The sequence below is a fragment of the Pseudomonas sp. St290 genome (assembly GCF_018325805.1).
Lineage (GTDB): Bacteria > Pseudomonadota > Gammaproteobacteria > Pseudomonadales > Pseudomonadaceae > Aquipseudomonas > Aquipseudomonas bijieensis.
This window is the reverse complement of the sequence record NZ_AP014703.1, coordinates 4,424,036-4,438,539: the sequence shown is the minus strand read 5'-3', so window position 1 is coordinate 4,438,539 and position 14,504 is coordinate 4,424,036. Positions and strand designations below refer to the sequence as shown.

The window sequence follows — 14,504 nt, the reverse complement described above, 5'->3', positions numbered from 1 at the left end:
CTGGTGGCGAGCAAGCATAAAAGTTCGCCGCGTTTGGTGCGGTTAACCCAATGTCAAGTTAGGTAAAGGTTGGCCCGCGGCGATGACGATGCGTGGCACACGGGCGATAATGGGCCGACACCTACTCAAGAGCGGCCCATGATCTCTGTATTGCTAGTCGACGATGACCAGGAACTGACGGGAATGCTCAGCCAATACCTGGAGCGCGAAGGCTTCGAGGCGACTGCGGTGCATACGGGGGAAGAGGGCGAGGTTCAAGCGCTGTCCGGTCGCTACAGCATCGTGGTGCTGGACGTGATGCTGCCGCGGCTGTCGGGTATCGAGGTGCTCAGGCGCATTCGGGCCGTGAGCCAGGTGCCGGTGGTGTTGCTGACGGCCCGTGGCGACAACATCGACAAGATCACCGGCTTGGAACTGGGGGCCGATGACTATGTACCCAAGCCCAGCTCACCGGGGGAATTGGTGGCGCGTTTGCGGGCGATCATGCGTCGGGTGCAGCCGGCGGATCGGTCAACCAGCGAAGTGATCAGGACCGGGCCGTTGGTCCTGTGGCCCGGCAAGCGCCAGGCGCTCTGGCAAGGGCGCGAGCTGGGGGTGACCAGTACCGAGTTCAGTTTGCTCGAGGAGCTGGCCCGCTGTGCCGGGCAAGTGGTGAGTAAACAGAATCTGTCGCTCAATGCCTTGGGCTGTCCCTTGACGCGTTATGACCGACGCATCGATGTGCACATCAGCAGCATTCGCCACAAGTTGGGGCCGCGTCCCGACGCCAAGGCCTGGATCCAGAGCGTGCGTGGCCTCGGTTACCTGTTGATTGCCGAATGATGAAGCCCAGCCGACTGTTCTGGAAACTGTTCCTGGCGTTCTGGCTCGCCACCAGCCTGACCTTCCTGGTCGGGTTGGGCCTGCTGATGATGGGCAGTTCCAGGCCAGGGGATCCTCATCTGGAAACCATCCTGGCCGCTGAAGGACAGCTCCTGCGCCAGTTTGGCGTGGAGTCGGGCCGGCAACTGCTGGCGGTTTGGGAGCACCCTGCTGACCAGGCCGTTGGCGTGTATGACAGTACCGGTCAATTGCTGGCCGGGGCACCGGTTGCGCAACCGGCTTACACGCGATCGGTCATCGGCAAGGACGGCGCCGCACTGTTGCTCAAGTCGACCCATCCCCTGGCTCAAGAGCGCGACAAAGGGCCAAGCCCCTGGACGCCGTTGATCATCGGCACGGTCATGAGCGCGCTGTTCAGCGGTTTCATGGCGTTCTACCTGGCATGGCCGCTGGCCTATCTTCGGCGCGCCATGAGTGACGTGGCCCAAGGACGCTTCGAAACCCGGGTCAAGCCGATCATGGGCGCGCGACGTGATGAAATCGTCGATTTGGCCGAAGACTGCGACCGAATGGCCAACCAGTTGAAGCTGTTGGTAGAAGCCCAACAACACTTGTTGCACGACATTTCCCACGAACTGCGCTCACCGTTGACCCGCATGCAGGCGGCCATCGGGCTGCTGCGGCAAGATCCGGCTCGCCAGGAAATGGTGGAGCGCATCGACCGTGAGTCGGTGCGCATGGACACGCTGATCGAGGCCTTGTTGACCCTGGCGCGTCTGCAGGGCCGACCAGAGAGTATCGAGCGCGAGCCAGTCGATATCGTTGAGTTGCTGTCGCTAATCGTCGAGGACGCTCGATTCGAAGCGCAGATGAAAGGGTGCCAGGTCAGTCTGCAGGCGTGCCCGGGGTTTGTCAGTCGGGTCAGCGGCGAGCTGTTGTATCGGTGTTTCGAGAACGTCATTCGAAACGCGGTGCGCCATACCCGGCCAAACACCACGGTGATGGTCGTGGCCCAGGTCAATGGCGGCGTAGACGGCCTGACGGTGCAGATCAGCGATCAGGGCCCGGGGGTTGAACACTCGCGGCTACAGAGCATCTTCAATCCGTTCGAGCGTGGCTTGAACGAAGCCAGTGCCGGCTTTGGCCTGGGCCTGGCCATTGCCTCGCGGGCCGTGGAGATACACGGCGGCACCATCCACGCGCGCAATGAGCCGTCCGGCGGGTTGACCGTGGAAATCAGCTTGCCCCGTTGGGCATGATCTTTACACGATATTACATTGGCTTGACGGCTCTGTACGCCCCGCCTCAGTAGACTTTGCGTTCAAACTCAAGCAGCGTTTGCTGACGTTTCAGCGTGGAGGTGGTCATGTTTCTGGTTCATAAGAAGGGCTTCGTCCCCGGCAAGAAAATGGTCGACGGTCTGGTGCCCTACGACTTCTTCTGCGAAGACAATCCGGGCCTCAACCTGTTTGTCTTCACTGGCTCCGCCACGCCGGGCAAAGTGGTCGAGGAACAGACACTCTGGGGGTTTACCCGTCTTGAACGTTTTGAAGCGTTGACCGGCACGCTGGTGTCGAACAAAAAGCAGCAAGGCTGGTTCCAGAAGGTCAATGTGCTCACCGGCCCCGCCCAGAACGGTACTCAAGGCGTGAAGTTCCAACGGGTGCTGAAAATCATCAAGCACACCGATGCATCGAGTCGTGTGACCAGCAAGGCCGACTACGAGATTCAGACAGACGAAGGCGACACCTACTTCACTCGTCGGCCTGCTGCGGGGGGCAGTGCGCAAACCATTATCTATTCGGCGGATCAATAGAGACCCTCAGCATCTGTGTCGCTGACCCTCCGCTATCGCGAGCAGGCTCGCTCCCACAGAGGATTGTGGGTGTTCACAGCATCCGCACACGACGAAAGGGCGCTCGTCAAGGCAGCCTGCTTTGGCAGGCTTCAGACGTCGGCAAGCTGAAACCGATAACCCACGCCATACAACGATTCGATGGGGTTTTCCGCCGGGCAGGCCTGTTCGAGCTTGCGCCGCAGATTGCGGATATGGCTGTCGACGGTGCGATCAGTGACCACCCGGTGATCGGAATAGATCCTGTCGAGCAACTGATCCCGGGAAAACACCCGCCCCGGGGACTGTGCCAGCGTGCTGAGCAGGCGCAGTTCCAAGGGCGTCAGGTCCAGGGCGATGCCATCGAGTGACGCTTGGTAGCGGTCTTCGTCAATCAGCAGGCGCGCGGGTTGGTTGGCCACCAGTTGCGGGCTGCGGCGCAGGATCGCCTTGACCCTGGCCACCACTTCCCGAGGGCTGAAGGGTTTGCAGATGTAGTCGTCGGCCCCCAGGTCCAGCCCGAGCAGGCGATCCACTTCCTCCACGCGGGCGGTGATCATGATGATCGGCACGGCACTGAAGCTGCGTAGCTCCTGGCACACTTGCAGGCCGTCGCGCCCTGGCAGCATCAGGTCGAGCAGAATCAGCCGCGGTTCGTGGGCCCGGACTGCCGGCACCACCTGTAGCCCGTTGTCCAGGCATTGAACCGCATAGTCGGCGGCGACCAGGTAATCACGCATCAGTGCGGCCAGCTTGGGTTCGTCTTCGACGATGAGGATCGGGCTGTCATTGACCATGCTTCAGGCGCTCCGTGGCAGGCGCAGGGTCAGCCAAAGGCCGCCCAGCGGCGAGTGATCGGCGCTGAGGCTGCCGCCATGGGCCAGGGCGATGCTGTGACAGATGGCCAGCCCCAGGCCAGCGCCACCACTGGCGCGATTGCGTGAGGTTTCGCCGCGGTAAAAACGCTCGAACAACCGTGATAACTGGGTGGCATCGACCCCGGGACCGGAGTCCAGGAAGTCGACGCGCACGGTGTCGCCCTCGTCGGCGGCTCGAATACGCAGCACACCGCCCTCGTCGGTATAACGCACGGCATTTTCCAACAGGTTACTGAACAGCTGCTGCAAGCGCTTGGGGTCGGCCTCCAAGCGTAGCGACGGGGCTGGCAGTTCCAGCTCCAGGCTCAGGTGTCGGGCATTGCAACGCTCCTGGAACATCGCCACGCAACTTTCCAACAGCTCGTTGAGATCGCATTCGCTCTTGCGGTAGGTCAGCGCGCCGACATCGGCCAGGGACAGTTCGTAGAGATCATCCACCAGTTTGCTGAGCATGCTGACTTCGCCTTGCAGTGACTTCATCGAGGACGGGTCGAGGGTGCGTACGCCGTCTTCGATGGCTTCCAGTTCACCGCGCAGCACCGACAACGGGGTGCGCAGTTCGTGGGACACATCGGCCATGAATTCCCGACGCATTTTTTCGTTGCGTTCCAGCGTATACGCCAACTGGTTGAAATCCCGGGCCAACTGACCGACTTCGTCATTGGACGCCACCGACACTCGGTTACTGTATTCACCGGCGGCCAACCGGTGGGTGGCGGCGGCCACGCGCTTGACCGGGTCAAGCAGGGTGCGGGCGATCCACCAGGCAATCAGCATTGCCAACAGTAACGAGAGTACGCCCACCGCCAGGCTGGTGCGCACCAGGTACTGACGAAAGCGTTCGCCGCCAGCTTCGGTCACGTTCTGGAACGGCGTCACCGCCAGCCAGCCGACGGTCTTCCCTGCGACTTGCACCGGGCGCATCAAGGCGTCGTTGGCAATCGCCGAGTAGCCCATTACCAACTGTTTCTGCTGATCCAGCAGGGCGATACGAAACACCGCGCCGGTCAGATCGGACATCGGCATGGGCGGCCGTTCTGGGTGGGTGGTGTTTTCGCCCGGCTCCGGACGCAGCAGTTCGAACCAGCGATCGGGCTGGTTGCGCAGGAATTCCCAGTTGCCTTCGCGCTCATAGGCGCTGGCCAGGCGCGGCAATACCGGCGTCATGCGCAACAGGGCTTGTTCGTTGAGGTAGTCGAGAAAGCCTTTGCCAAAGCTCCAGCCGTTGGCCACGCCCATGCTCAGGATGACGAACAGCACGCTGGCCAGTACGGCAATAAACAGCTTGGTGGAGATGCTCAGTTTCATGGGCTCGGGCAGGTCGGTGAGTGGCCCGTCCATTTAGGCCCTGGCGCCACGAAGATTCAAGGGCGGCGGGCAATCTTCAATTTTCCTGCACATTTGCCTCGCAGTATGGCGCCTGGCTTGAACCATCCGTCTTGCAGAGGCATTTATGTCGACCAAATTATTCGCCAAATCCCTGGTGACCGCCGCCTTCCTGGTGTGCTTGATCGTGTTGTTCATGTTGGGCGGTTGCTCCGGCGAATCCGCGCCTACACCCGAACCGCCCAAGGTCTCGGTGATCACCGTGCAACCGCAAAGCCAGGCGCTGACCACTGAGTTGGCCGGACGTACCCAGGCGTTCATGGTCGCCGAGATACGCCCGCAGGTCGGCGGTATTGTCCAGCAGCGGCTGTTTGTCGAAGGGGCAGAGGTCAAGGCCGGGCAGGCGCTGTATCAATTGGACGCGGCGTCCTACAAAGCCGCCTTGGCGCAAGCCCAGGCGAGCCTGGCCAAGGCCCGCGCCACTCTGAAGTCGGCCCAGGCCACGGCCAGGCGTGACGCGCAATTGGCGAAAATCGATGCCATCAGCCAGCAGGACAACGAGGATGCCCAGGCCAGCCTGCTGACCGCCGAAGCGGAGCTGCAAGTGGCCCAGGCCGATGTCGACACCGCACGCATCAACCTGGCGTATACCCGCATCAGTTCGCCTGTCAGCGGGCGCATCGAAACCTCGACGGTCACTCCGGGGGCACTGGTAGTCGCCAACCAGGACAGCGCACTGACCACGGTGCAGCAGTTGGACCCGATGTATGTAGACGTCACCCAGTCGACCACCGAGCTGCTGCGCCTCAAGCGCGACTTGGCCAGCGGCGTGCTGCAAAGCAACGGTGAAGGCGAGGCGCGGATCAGCCTCAAGCTCGATGACGGCAGTCTCTACGCCCATGAAGGGCGCTTGAAGTTCAGTGGGGTCAGCGTCAACGAGGGCACCGGCACAGTGACCTTGCGCGCGCAAATCGCCAACCCGGACCGGCTGTTGCTGCCGGGCATGTATGTGCGGGCGGTGCTGGAGCAGGCGCGGGATGACAAGGCCATCCTGATCCCACAGAAGGCGGTGACCCGCAGCGCCAGCGGCGCGACTTCGGTACTGGTGGTGGTCAATGGCAAGGTCGAGCAGCGCGTGCTGAGTATCGATCGCGCCGTGGATAACCAGTGGTGGGTCACGGCTGGGCTTAACGCGGGAGACCAGGTGATTGTCGAGGGCGGGCAAAAAGTCCGGGTCGGTGACGCCGTGGTGGCGCAGAACGCCGGCACCCGCAGCCGTACGCAGAAAGCGACCCCTGTCGCCATCGCGCAGGAGGGCTGAACATGGCACGTTTCTTCATCGACCGGCCGATTTTCGCCTGGGTCATCGCCATCGTCATCATGCTTGCCGGCGCGCTGTCGATCAGCCAGTTGCCCCTGGAACAGTACCCGGACATCGCGCCGCCGACGGTGCGCATTTCCGCGACCTACACCGGCGCCTCGGCCAAGACCGTGGAAGACTCGGTGACCCAGGTCATCGAGCAGCAAATGAAGGGCCTGGATAACCTGACCTACATGTCGGCCTCCAGCAGTTCGGACGGCAGTGCCAGTATCAGCCTGACCTTCACCGCCGGCACCAACCCGGACGTGGCCCAGATGCAAGTGCAGAACAAGCTGCAACAGGCCGAGTCGAGACTGCCGCAGTCGGTGCAAAGCGAGGGCCTGACCGTGACCAAGGGCGGCTCGGATTTCCTGATGATTGCCGCCCTGGTGTCCGACAACCCGAGCGTCACCGGTACCCAGATCGGCGATTACATCTCCAGCACCTTGCTCGATTCCATCAGCCGCCTCGACGGTGTCGGCGATGTGCAGACATTGGGCTCCGGCTATGCCATGCGTATCTGGCTGGACCCGGCCTTGCTGGAAAAATATGCGCTGATGCCCTCGGATATCAGCAGTGCCCTGGAGGCGCAGAACACCGAGGTTTCCGCCGGTCAACTGGGGGCCATGCCGGCGGTGAAGGGGCAGCAGTTGAATGCCACGATCAGCGCCCGCAGCAAGCTGCAAACCGTCGAAGAGTTTCGCAATGTGGTGGTCAAGTCCTCCAGCGACGGGGCCGTGGTGCTGCTTGGGGATGTGGCGCGGGTCGAGTTGGGCAGTGAAAGCTACGACGTCAGCTCTGCCCTCAACGGCAAGCCTGCTGCCGCCATGGGCGTCCAGCTCGCCGCCGGGGCCAACGCCCTGAGCGTGGGGGAAGCGGTGAAGGCCAAGCTCAAGGAACTGGAGCCGTTCTATCCGGCGCAGATGCAACTCAAGAACGTGATTGCCTACGACACCACGCCCTTTGTCAGCCTGTCCATCGAAGAAGTGGTCAAGTCACTGGGCGAGGCCATTGTCCTGGTGGTGCTGATCATGTTCCTTTTCCTGCAGAACCTGCGGGCCACGCTGATCCCGGCGATCACCGTACCGGTGGTGCTGCTGGGCACGTTCGGCGTACTGGCGCTGTTCGGCTATTCGATCAATACCCTGACCATGTTCGCCATGGTCCTGGCCATCGGCCTGCTGGTGGACGATGCGATCGTGGTGGTGGAAAACGTCGAGCGGGTAATGGGCGAGCGACGGTTGTCGGCCCTGGACGCCACGCGCCAGTCGATGGATGAAATCACCAGCGCCCTGGTGGGCATCGCCTTGGTCCTGAGTGCGGTGTTTATTCCCATGGCGTTTTTCGGCGGTTCCACGGGCATCATCTACCGGCAGTTTTCGGTCACGATCGTCTCGGCCATGGTGCTTTCGGTGTTGGTGGCCATGACGCTGACGCCGGCCTTGTGCGCGACGCTGCTCAAGCCGTCCGACGGTCATGGTGCCCAGGGCGGTTTCTTCGGCTGGTTCAACCGTACCTTCGAACGTGGTGCCGAGGCCTATAAAGGCCAGGTAGGCGCTATTTTGCAACGTGGGCGCCGCAGTTGGCTGGTGTATGGACTGTTGGTGCTGGCAATGGCGCTGGGGTATGCCAGCCTGCCGACCTCGTTTCTGCCCGATGAAGACCAGGGCATCCTCATGGCCCAGGTGCAGTTACCGGTGGGGGCTACGGACAGTCGCACCCAGGCGGTCGTCGAGCAGTTCGAAAGCTACCTTCTCGAGCAACCGGAAGTCGAGGCGCTGATCAGCATTTCCGGTCTGGGCATGAACGGCAACAGCCAGAACGCGGCCCGCGCCTTTATCCGGCTCAAGGACTGGAGTGAACGCACGGGGGCGGGGCAGGATGCGGCCGCCATCGCCCAACGGGCGACCCTGGCACTGTCGAGCATCGCCGATGCCAATGTGTTCGTCATGCAGCCACCGGCGATACGGGGCCTGGGGCAGACGTCCGGCTTCGATCTGCAACTCAAGGACCTCGGTGGCCTGGGACATGATGCGCTGGTGGCGGCGCGGGAGAAACTCATCGATCTGGCCAACAAAGACCCGCGCCTGCTGGGGGTACGCAGCAATGGCCTGGACGACGCACCGCAGCTCAAGGTCAGTATCGATGATCGCAAGGCCGGCGCCTTGGGCCTGAGCACCAGCGACATCAACACCACTTTGTCCACGGCGCTGGGCGGCACCTACGTCAATGACTTCCTCAACCAGGGCCGGGTGAAGAAAGTCTACGTCCAGGGTGAGGCCTCGTCGCGGATGCAGGCGGCCGACCTGGAGCACTGGTTCGTGCGCAACAGCAATGACGAGATGGTGCCGTTTTCCTCGTTTGCCAGCAGTTCGTGGAGCTATGGCTCGCCGTTGCTGGAGCGCTATAACGGCAACGCTTCGCTGGAGGTGGTTGGCGACCCGGCGCCCGGGGTCAGTTCCGGGGACGCCATGGATGCGGTGGAAGCCATCTTCAAACAGTTGCCCGAAGGCATCGGTTACGAATGGACTGGGCAGTCCTATCAATTGCGTCTATCCGGTTCGCAAGCGCCGTTGCTGTACGGGATCTCGGTGCTGTTCGTATTCCTCTGCCTGGCCGCGCTCTACGAGAGTTGGTCGGTGCCTTTCTCGGTGTTGCTGGTGGTACCGCTGGGAGTGGTGGGGGCGGTGCTGGCGACCCGTTTCAGTGGCTTGAGCAACGACGTGTACTTTCAGGTCGGGCTGTTGACCACCGTGGGGTTGGCGGCCAAGAACGCGATTCTGATCGTGGAATTCGCCAAGCACCTGCAAGAACAGGGCAACAGCTTGCGCGAGGCGACGCTGATTGCCGCGCGGCAACGCTTGCGGCCCATTCTCATGACGTCCCTGGCGTTCATGTTCGGCGTCTTGCCCCTGGCCCTGAGTACCGGTGCAGGTTCCGCCGGACGCCAGGCCATTGGGACCGGTGTGCTGGGAGGGATGTTTTGCGCCACGGTGCTGGGGATCTTTTTCGTACCTCTGTTCTTCGTGCAGATCCGTCGGCGTTTCGAGCGCGTTTCCCCGGTTTCGACCTCTGTTCCATCCGCTCAATCAGGTGACGCATGATCAAGTTCCGCTGGCCCTTGCTGGCCATTCTCACGCTGCTCGGTGGCTGCATGAACCTGGCGCCGCAGTATGAACGCCCAGAGGCACCGGTCTCCGAGCAGTGGTTGCCAACCACCAGTACGCCCAAGGGGGAGGTGAGTGCCGACATCGAGTGGCAGCACTTCTTCACCGACAGTCGCCTGGCGCGCTTGCAGGCCCTGGCGCTGAGCAATAACCGCGACCTGCGCCTGGCCGTCCTGAACGTTGAAAAGGCCCAGGCGCAATACCGCATCCAGCGAGCCGAGTCGCTGCCTTCGATCGATGCCAGCGTCAGTGGTACCCACAGTCGCACGCCCGGTTCGTTGTCCAACACGGGCTCGGCGGCCACCACCCATGACTACAGTGCGCAACTGGGGTTGAGCAGTTATGAAGTCGACCTGTTCGGCCGGGTGCAGAACCTTCAGGACGAAGCGCTGGAAGACTACCTGGCCTTGACCGAAACCCGGCGCAGCACGCAGATCAGCCTGGTGGCCGAGGTGGCGACCGCCTGGCTGACCCTGGCGGCCGACAACGAGCGTCTGCACCTGGCCCAGGAGACCTTGCGCAGTCAGCAGGCGACCTACGAACTGACCCAGCGCAGCCACGCCCTGGGCGGCTCCTCCGGTCTGTCCGTGGCCCAGGCGCAAACCACCGTGGAGTCGGCCCGGGTCGACGCGGCGGCGTATGAAAGCCAGATCCTGCAGGATCGCAACGCCCTGCGCCTGCTGGTAGGCAGCGACATTCCCGAAGAGCTGCTGCCGGGCGCGAACCTGGAGTCGGCCGCGGCGCTGGTGCAGGTGCCGGCAGAACTGCCCTCCAGTCTGTTGCAACGCCGCCCGGATGTGCTGGCCGCCGAGCACTCGCTCAAATCCGCCAATATCGACATCGGCGCGGCCCGTGCGGCGTTCTTCCCCAGCATCAGCCTGACGGCCAATGCCGGTTCCTCAAGCTCGGCCTTGTCCGGTCTGTTCAAGTCCGGCAGTGGTGCCTGGACGTTTGCCCCAAGCATCAGCCTGCCGATCTTCGATGCCGGCAGTAACCGCGCGACACTGGACTCGGCCAAGACCGAGCGCGAGATCCAGGTGCAGACCTACCAGCAAACACTGCAGAACGCCTTCAAGGAAGTGGCCGATGCCCTGGCGGAGCGCAGCACGTTGGATCGTCGCATCGAGGCCCAGCAGGCATTGACCGACGCCAGCCGCAAGAGCTTCGAGCTCTCCGACGCTTTATACCGCGGCGGTTCGCAAAGCTATCTCGAAGCGCTGGATGCCCAGCGCTCCCTGTACAGTGCGCAACAGGACCTGATCACCTTGCGCCTGACCGAGCAGAGCAACCGCGTGACGTTGTACAAGGTGATGGGCGGAGGCTGGAATCAAGGGTAGGGCGGGGGCGTAAAGCCAATGACCCGGACCTGTGGGAGCGAGCCTGCTCGCGATAGCGCCGACCCATTCAACAGCATTGCAAGCTGATCCACTGCCATCGCGAGCAAGCTTGCTCCCACAGGGGATTTTGGGTGGATGCTGTACCTGAGAACCACGCGGAAAAAATTGTGGGAGCGAGCCTGCTCGCGATAGCGCCGGCCCATTCAACCGCATTGCAAGCTGACCCACCGCCATCGCGAGCAGGCTCGGTTCCCACAGGGCTGAATGGGCAACAGCCTCAAGCCGCTGTCGATTTCTCCCGGCTGTCGCTCGCGGTGTCGCGAAACAGTCGAGGGGACATGCCGAAGGTCGATTTGAAATGCCGGCTGAAGTGGGAGCTGCTGCCATAGCCCCAGGCGTAGGCGATATCGGTGAGCGAACGATGGGCATGTTCCCGGTTGCGCAGGTCTTCGGCACAACGCGACAGGCGCCGCTGCCAGATGTATTCGCTGACACTGCACCCCAGTTCATCCTGGAAGGCGCGGTGCAGGCTGCGTACCGAACACTGTTCGGCGTTGGCGATGCGTTCGATGGTCAGGTCGCGGTCAGCCAGGTGGCGCTCGATGTACGCCTTGAGACGGTTCTGCTTGAAGAAGCGAAAGTCGTGTTCGAGTTGCTTTTCTTCCTGTTTGTTCTTCAGCGCGTTATCCAGCAGCCCGGTGATGCTGTCGCCGATCAGCCCGGCCGAATGGTTGTTCAGCAAGGGGTATTGGTTGTAGGCATCGCTGATCAGGTGCATCAGCATCCGCCCCAGTCCATTGCGACCGTTAAGGTGCATGTCGCCGGTTTGCGCGAGTTGCCCGGGTGCGCCTTGGAACAGCAGGATGAAATGTTCGCAGCCTTGCGTGCTGGTCACGTTGAAAGGTTTGCCGCAGTCGACCAGGAGCATTTCGTCAGGGGCCAGCACGCTGCTTTGTTGGCCCTGATCGAAATGACTGACGCCAGCCACCTGCATGATCAACATGCGCGGCGTGTCGAGGGCGTCGACCGCTTTGCTCAGGTGGCGTGAATAGCGATGGGCGCTGGCAGTCATTCGACAGAAGCGCAATTGGCCCAGGTCTCCGTACTCCAGCCGTCCCTGGAAGTTGCTGTCATGCAACGGATCAATGAAGGTCGATTCCAGCCGTTTTATATAGTCCGGCGTGCGCCCCAGGTGATCGCTCATGAACTCTTTCCACTTCATCAGGCGGTCGGAGCGAACAACCTGATCGGTGGACACGCAGGCTAGATGGTTCATTTTTCGCCTCTGTTTTTTATTGTTTTCTGGCGGACCGGGCCAAGGGTCGATTGGCCCGATCCGGGTCTGACCAAGGGTGCCACAGGCTCAGAACGGGTAGTGATGGCCTCCGGGCTGCCAGGTTACCCAATGGGCACGGGTAAACTCATCCAGGGCATAGTGACCGTTGAAGCGACCGAGGCCGGAGTTCTTTTCGCCACCGAACGGGGCATTGGGTTGGTCATCGACGGTGATGTCGTTGATGTGGGTCATGCCCGCCACGATGCCACGGGCGAAGTTCAAGCCACGGGCCATGTCCCGGGTGAACACGGCGCTGGACAGTCCATACTCGCTGGCGTTGGCCAATGCCAATGCATGGGGTTCGTTTTCGGCGACCAGCAACGGCAGCAGGGGGCCGAAGGTTTCATCGCGGGCCAGTTCCTGATCGGCGTCTACTTCACCGAAGACATGGGCGGGCAACACCAGCCCGGATGCCGGGCCGCCACAAAGGCGCTTGAGGCCGGCGCTGCGGGCCCTGTCGATTTTATGCAGCAGGCCGTCGAGCTGGTTCTGATTGACCACCGGCCCGATCACCGTATCCGCCAGGGCGGGATCGCCGGTCTTGAGATTGCGCACGCGCTCGACCACCAGCGCCGCGAAGTCGGCATACAGCGAGCGGTCGACGATCACCCGGTTGACGCTCATGCAGATCTGGCCCTGGTGCAGGAAACGCCCGACCACCGCGGCGTGCGCGGCAACTTCAATGTCGGCGTCATCCAGGACCACCAGCGGCGCGTTGCCACCCAGCTCCAGGGCCACGCGCTTGATGTGTTTGCCGCCAGTGGCAATCCGGCCGACATTGCGCCCCACATCCGTCGAGCCGGTGAAGGAAATCAGGCTCGGCACCGGGTGCTCGACGAAGGCATCGCCGATTTCCGAGCCCGCGCCGACCACGACGTTGAGCGTCCCCTGCGCAAAGCCTGCTTCTTCAAACAGATGGGCAATCAGCAATCCGCCGGTCACCGCGGTGTCGCTGGCGGGCTTGAGCACAATCGTGTTGCCCAGGGCGAGTGCCGGCACCACCGAGCGCATGCTCAGGTACAGCGGGAAATTCCATGGGCTGATCACGCCCACCACACCCAAGGGCTCGCGAAAGACAAAACTCTGTTCGCCGGGCTTGTAGCTGGTCAGGATCCGACCTTCGACCTGCATCGGCATCGTCGTGCATTCACGCACCAGGTTCAGTGTGAATTGCCATTCCATGCTTGCCTTGATCCGGGTACTGCCGGACTCGCGGATCAGCCAGTCGATGATTTCTTCGCGGCGGTTCTGGATGACCTGGGCGAGCTTTTCAAGTTGTGCACCGCGCTGGGTGGGGTGCAGTTGTGCCCAAGCCGCCTGCGCCTGGTGCGCGGCCTGATAGGCGTCGTCGAGATCGGCAACCGAGGCCAGGGGCATCTCCAGCAGCGGTTCGCCATTGAAGGGGTTGCGGTCGTCCAGGCGGCGCGTGGAGCGCCCGGTACGCCAAGTGCCGTTGATGTATTGGTCGCCGTTGATGGCGTAGGGGGCGAGCGGTTGAGTCGTCATAATCTTTTACCCTTGGAGGCAGGTGGTCGCGTCGTTCAGACAAAGGTGCAGGCGTCGATGAAAACTGCTCAGCTTCTGATCCAGGCGCGGCCCCAGGAGTTGAGTGTGTATTCCTCCTGTGCCCAGACACCGGGCTGACGGCTGGCACCGGTGACTTCGAGTTCGGCCGAGAACTCCAGGCGGTTGCGATCGGCATCGACCACCATGAAGAACAGATTGTTGCCCGGCCCATGTCGGCCGGGGCCGAAGAAAATGGTGATGCGCTCCTTGGCGAAGCGATCCCCCCAGTCGCGGATGTCATTCCATTCGTTGGTTTCGTAACAGTGGTGGTCCCATTCGTTTTTCGAACCGCGGAAAAACGCCAAGGTGTGGTGCTCGTCGTCCGAGCGCAGGAAGCACGTCATGAGTTGGCCGGTCTGCTCATCCACGACGTTGTCCGAAACAGTGAAGCCCACCGTGTTGACGTAGAAATCGATCATGGCTTCCAGCTCTGTGGTCTGGAATACCACGTGCTGCAAGCGCCCCGGCATGCCTGGGCGAGAGGTCTGGCGAGCGGGGCGGGCGACGCCGAATATCGTTTGCCGGCCCTGGGGATCACGGATCAGGAAGGCTCCCGGCTCGAGCAGCGGCGAGTCGACCTCTTCGATGATGCCGCCATTGCCGAGCAGGCGAACCCGCAGTGCTTGCAGGCGAGGCTGATTGCCCAGGTCGAACGCCGCCGCGAGCAGGCCGCTGTGGTCGGCGGGCGACAAGAGCATGGCGCGTTGCGGACCGCTGAGCACCCAACTGCCATCGGCTTGCGCCTGGCTATCCATGTCCAGCATCCGCCGATAGAAGTCGATTTGTCGCTGCGCGTCCTTGCTCGCCAGGTGCAGGTAGCACAGGCGTGCAGGTGTGGAAGTCTGGAGTGTTTGCATAACCACCTCTGTGCGTGAAGG

Annotated in this window: 11 protein-coding genes; 6 read left to right on the top strand and 5 right to left on the bottom strand. The window is 62.3% G+C overall.

The window, feature by feature from the left end; translation table 11 throughout:
- Window positions 1–138: 138 nt before the first annotated feature.
- From PBDP_RS19245 to PBDP_RS19235, 3 genes are all read left to right on the top strand, one after another.
- A complete protein-coding gene (locus tag PBDP_RS19245) occupies window positions 139–822 on the top strand; it encodes a response regulator transcription factor (protein WP_109755635.1) in 684 nt (227 codons plus the stop codon).
- Window positions 819–2,081, top strand: coding sequence for a HAMP domain-containing sensor histidine kinase (locus PBDP_RS19240; protein ID WP_109755634.1), 1,263 nt, complete (start codon window positions 819–821; stop codon window positions 2,079–2,081). The genes PBDP_RS19245 and PBDP_RS19240 overlap by 4 nt, the downstream gene beginning before the upstream one ends.
- Before the next feature lie 107 nt (window positions 2,082–2,188).
- A complete protein-coding gene (locus PBDP_RS19235; protein ID WP_109755633.1) occupies window positions 2,189–2,638 on the top strand; it encodes a hypothetical protein in 450 nt (149 codons plus the stop codon).
- A 131-nt stretch (window positions 2,639–2,769) separates the two neighbouring features.
- On the opposite strand, the gene PBDP_RS19230 is transcribed toward PBDP_RS19235, so the two are convergent.
- Window positions 2,770–3,453, bottom strand: a complete 684-nt coding sequence (locus PBDP_RS19230) for a response regulator (RefSeq protein WP_116832898.1) — start codon at window positions 3,451–3,453, stop codon at window positions 2,770–2,772.
- A 3-nt stretch (window positions 3,454–3,456) separates the two neighbouring features.
- Window positions 3,457–4,875, bottom strand: a complete 1,419-nt coding sequence (gene baeS, locus PBDP_RS19225) for a sensor histidine kinase efflux regulator BaeS (RefSeq protein WP_109755631.1) — start codon at window positions 4,873–4,875, stop codon at window positions 3,457–3,459.
- A gap of 112 nt (window positions 4,876–4,987) precedes the next feature.
- Between baeS and PBDP_RS19220 the strand changes: the two genes are divergently transcribed.
- From PBDP_RS19220 to PBDP_RS19210, 3 genes are read left to right on the top strand one after another with little or no spacing between them, the layout of a single operon-like run.
- The gene (locus tag PBDP_RS19220; protein ID WP_109755630.1) at window positions 4,988–6,181 is read left to right on the top strand and encodes an efflux RND transporter periplasmic adaptor subunit; all 1,194 of its coding nucleotides are present in this window, start codon (window positions 4,988–4,990) and stop codon (window positions 6,179–6,181) included.
- A gap of 2 nt (window positions 6,182–6,183) precedes the next feature.
- Window positions 6,184–9,324, top strand: a complete 3,141-nt coding sequence (locus tag PBDP_RS19215; protein WP_212801167.1) for an efflux RND transporter permease subunit — start codon at window positions 6,184–6,186, stop codon at window positions 9,322–9,324.
- Window positions 9,321–10,724, top strand: a complete 1,404-nt coding sequence (locus tag PBDP_RS19210) for an efflux transporter outer membrane subunit (protein ID WP_109755628.1) — start codon at window positions 9,321–9,323, stop codon at window positions 10,722–10,724. The genes PBDP_RS19215 and PBDP_RS19210 overlap by 4 nt, the downstream gene beginning before the upstream one ends.
- A 277-nt stretch (window positions 10,725–11,001) precedes the next feature.
- Here the strand turns inward: PBDP_RS19210 and PBDP_RS19205 are convergent, their stop codons facing one another.
- From PBDP_RS19205 to PBDP_RS19195, 3 genes are all read right to left on the bottom strand, one after another.
- Complete coding sequence (locus PBDP_RS19205) at window positions 11,002–12,000, bottom strand: helix-turn-helix domain-containing protein (RefSeq protein ID WP_109755626.1); 999 nt, start codon at window positions 11,998–12,000, stop codon at window positions 11,002–11,004.
- Window positions 12,001–12,087: 87 nt separating this feature from the next.
- Window positions 12,088–13,566, bottom strand: coding sequence for an aldehyde dehydrogenase family protein (locus PBDP_RS19200; RefSeq protein WP_116832894.1), 1,479 nt, complete (start codon window positions 13,564–13,566; stop codon window positions 12,088–12,090).
- A gap of 68 nt (window positions 13,567–13,634) precedes the next feature.
- Window positions 13,635–14,483, bottom strand: coding sequence for a VOC family protein (locus PBDP_RS19195; protein WP_212801166.1), 849 nt, complete (start codon window positions 14,481–14,483; stop codon window positions 13,635–13,637).
- Window positions 14,484–14,504: the final 21 nt, after the last annotated feature.

Coding starts and splice junctions, on each gene's coding strand:
- PBDP_RS19210 (WP_109755628.1), top strand. CDS start 9,321: ATGATCAAGTTCCGCTGGCCCTTGCTGGCCATTCTCACGCTGCTCGGT.
- PBDP_RS19200 (WP_116832894.1), bottom strand. CDS start 13,566: ATGACGACTCAACCGCTCGCCCCCTACGCCATCAACGGCGACCAATAC.
- PBDP_RS19220 (WP_109755630.1), top strand. CDS start 4,988: ATGTCGACCAAATTATTCGCCAAATCCCTGGTGACCGCCGCCTTCCTG.
- PBDP_RS19240 (WP_109755634.1), top strand. CDS start 819: ATGATGAAGCCCAGCCGACTGTTCTGGAAACTGTTCCTGGCGTTCTGG.
- PBDP_RS19205 (WP_109755626.1), bottom strand. CDS start 12,000: ATGAACCATCTAGCCTGCGTGTCCACCGATCAGGTTGTTCGCTCCGAC.
- PBDP_RS19235 (WP_109755633.1), top strand. CDS start 2,189: ATGTTTCTGGTTCATAAGAAGGGCTTCGTCCCCGGCAAGAAAATGGTC.
- PBDP_RS19230 (WP_116832898.1), bottom strand. CDS start 3,453: ATGGTCAATGACAGCCCGATCCTCATCGTCGAAGACGAACCCAAGCTG.
- PBDP_RS19245 (WP_109755635.1), top strand. CDS start 139: ATGATCTCTGTATTGCTAGTCGACGATGACCAGGAACTGACGGGAATG.
- PBDP_RS19195 (WP_212801166.1), bottom strand. CDS start 14,483: ATGCAAACACTCCAGACTTCCACACCTGCACGCCTGTGCTACCTGCAC.
- baeS (WP_109755631.1), bottom strand. CDS start 4,875: ATGGACGGGCCACTCACCGACCTGCCCGAGCCCATGAAACTGAGCATC.
- PBDP_RS19215 (WP_212801167.1), top strand. CDS start 6,184: ATGGCACGTTTCTTCATCGACCGGCCGATTTTCGCCTGGGTCATCGCC.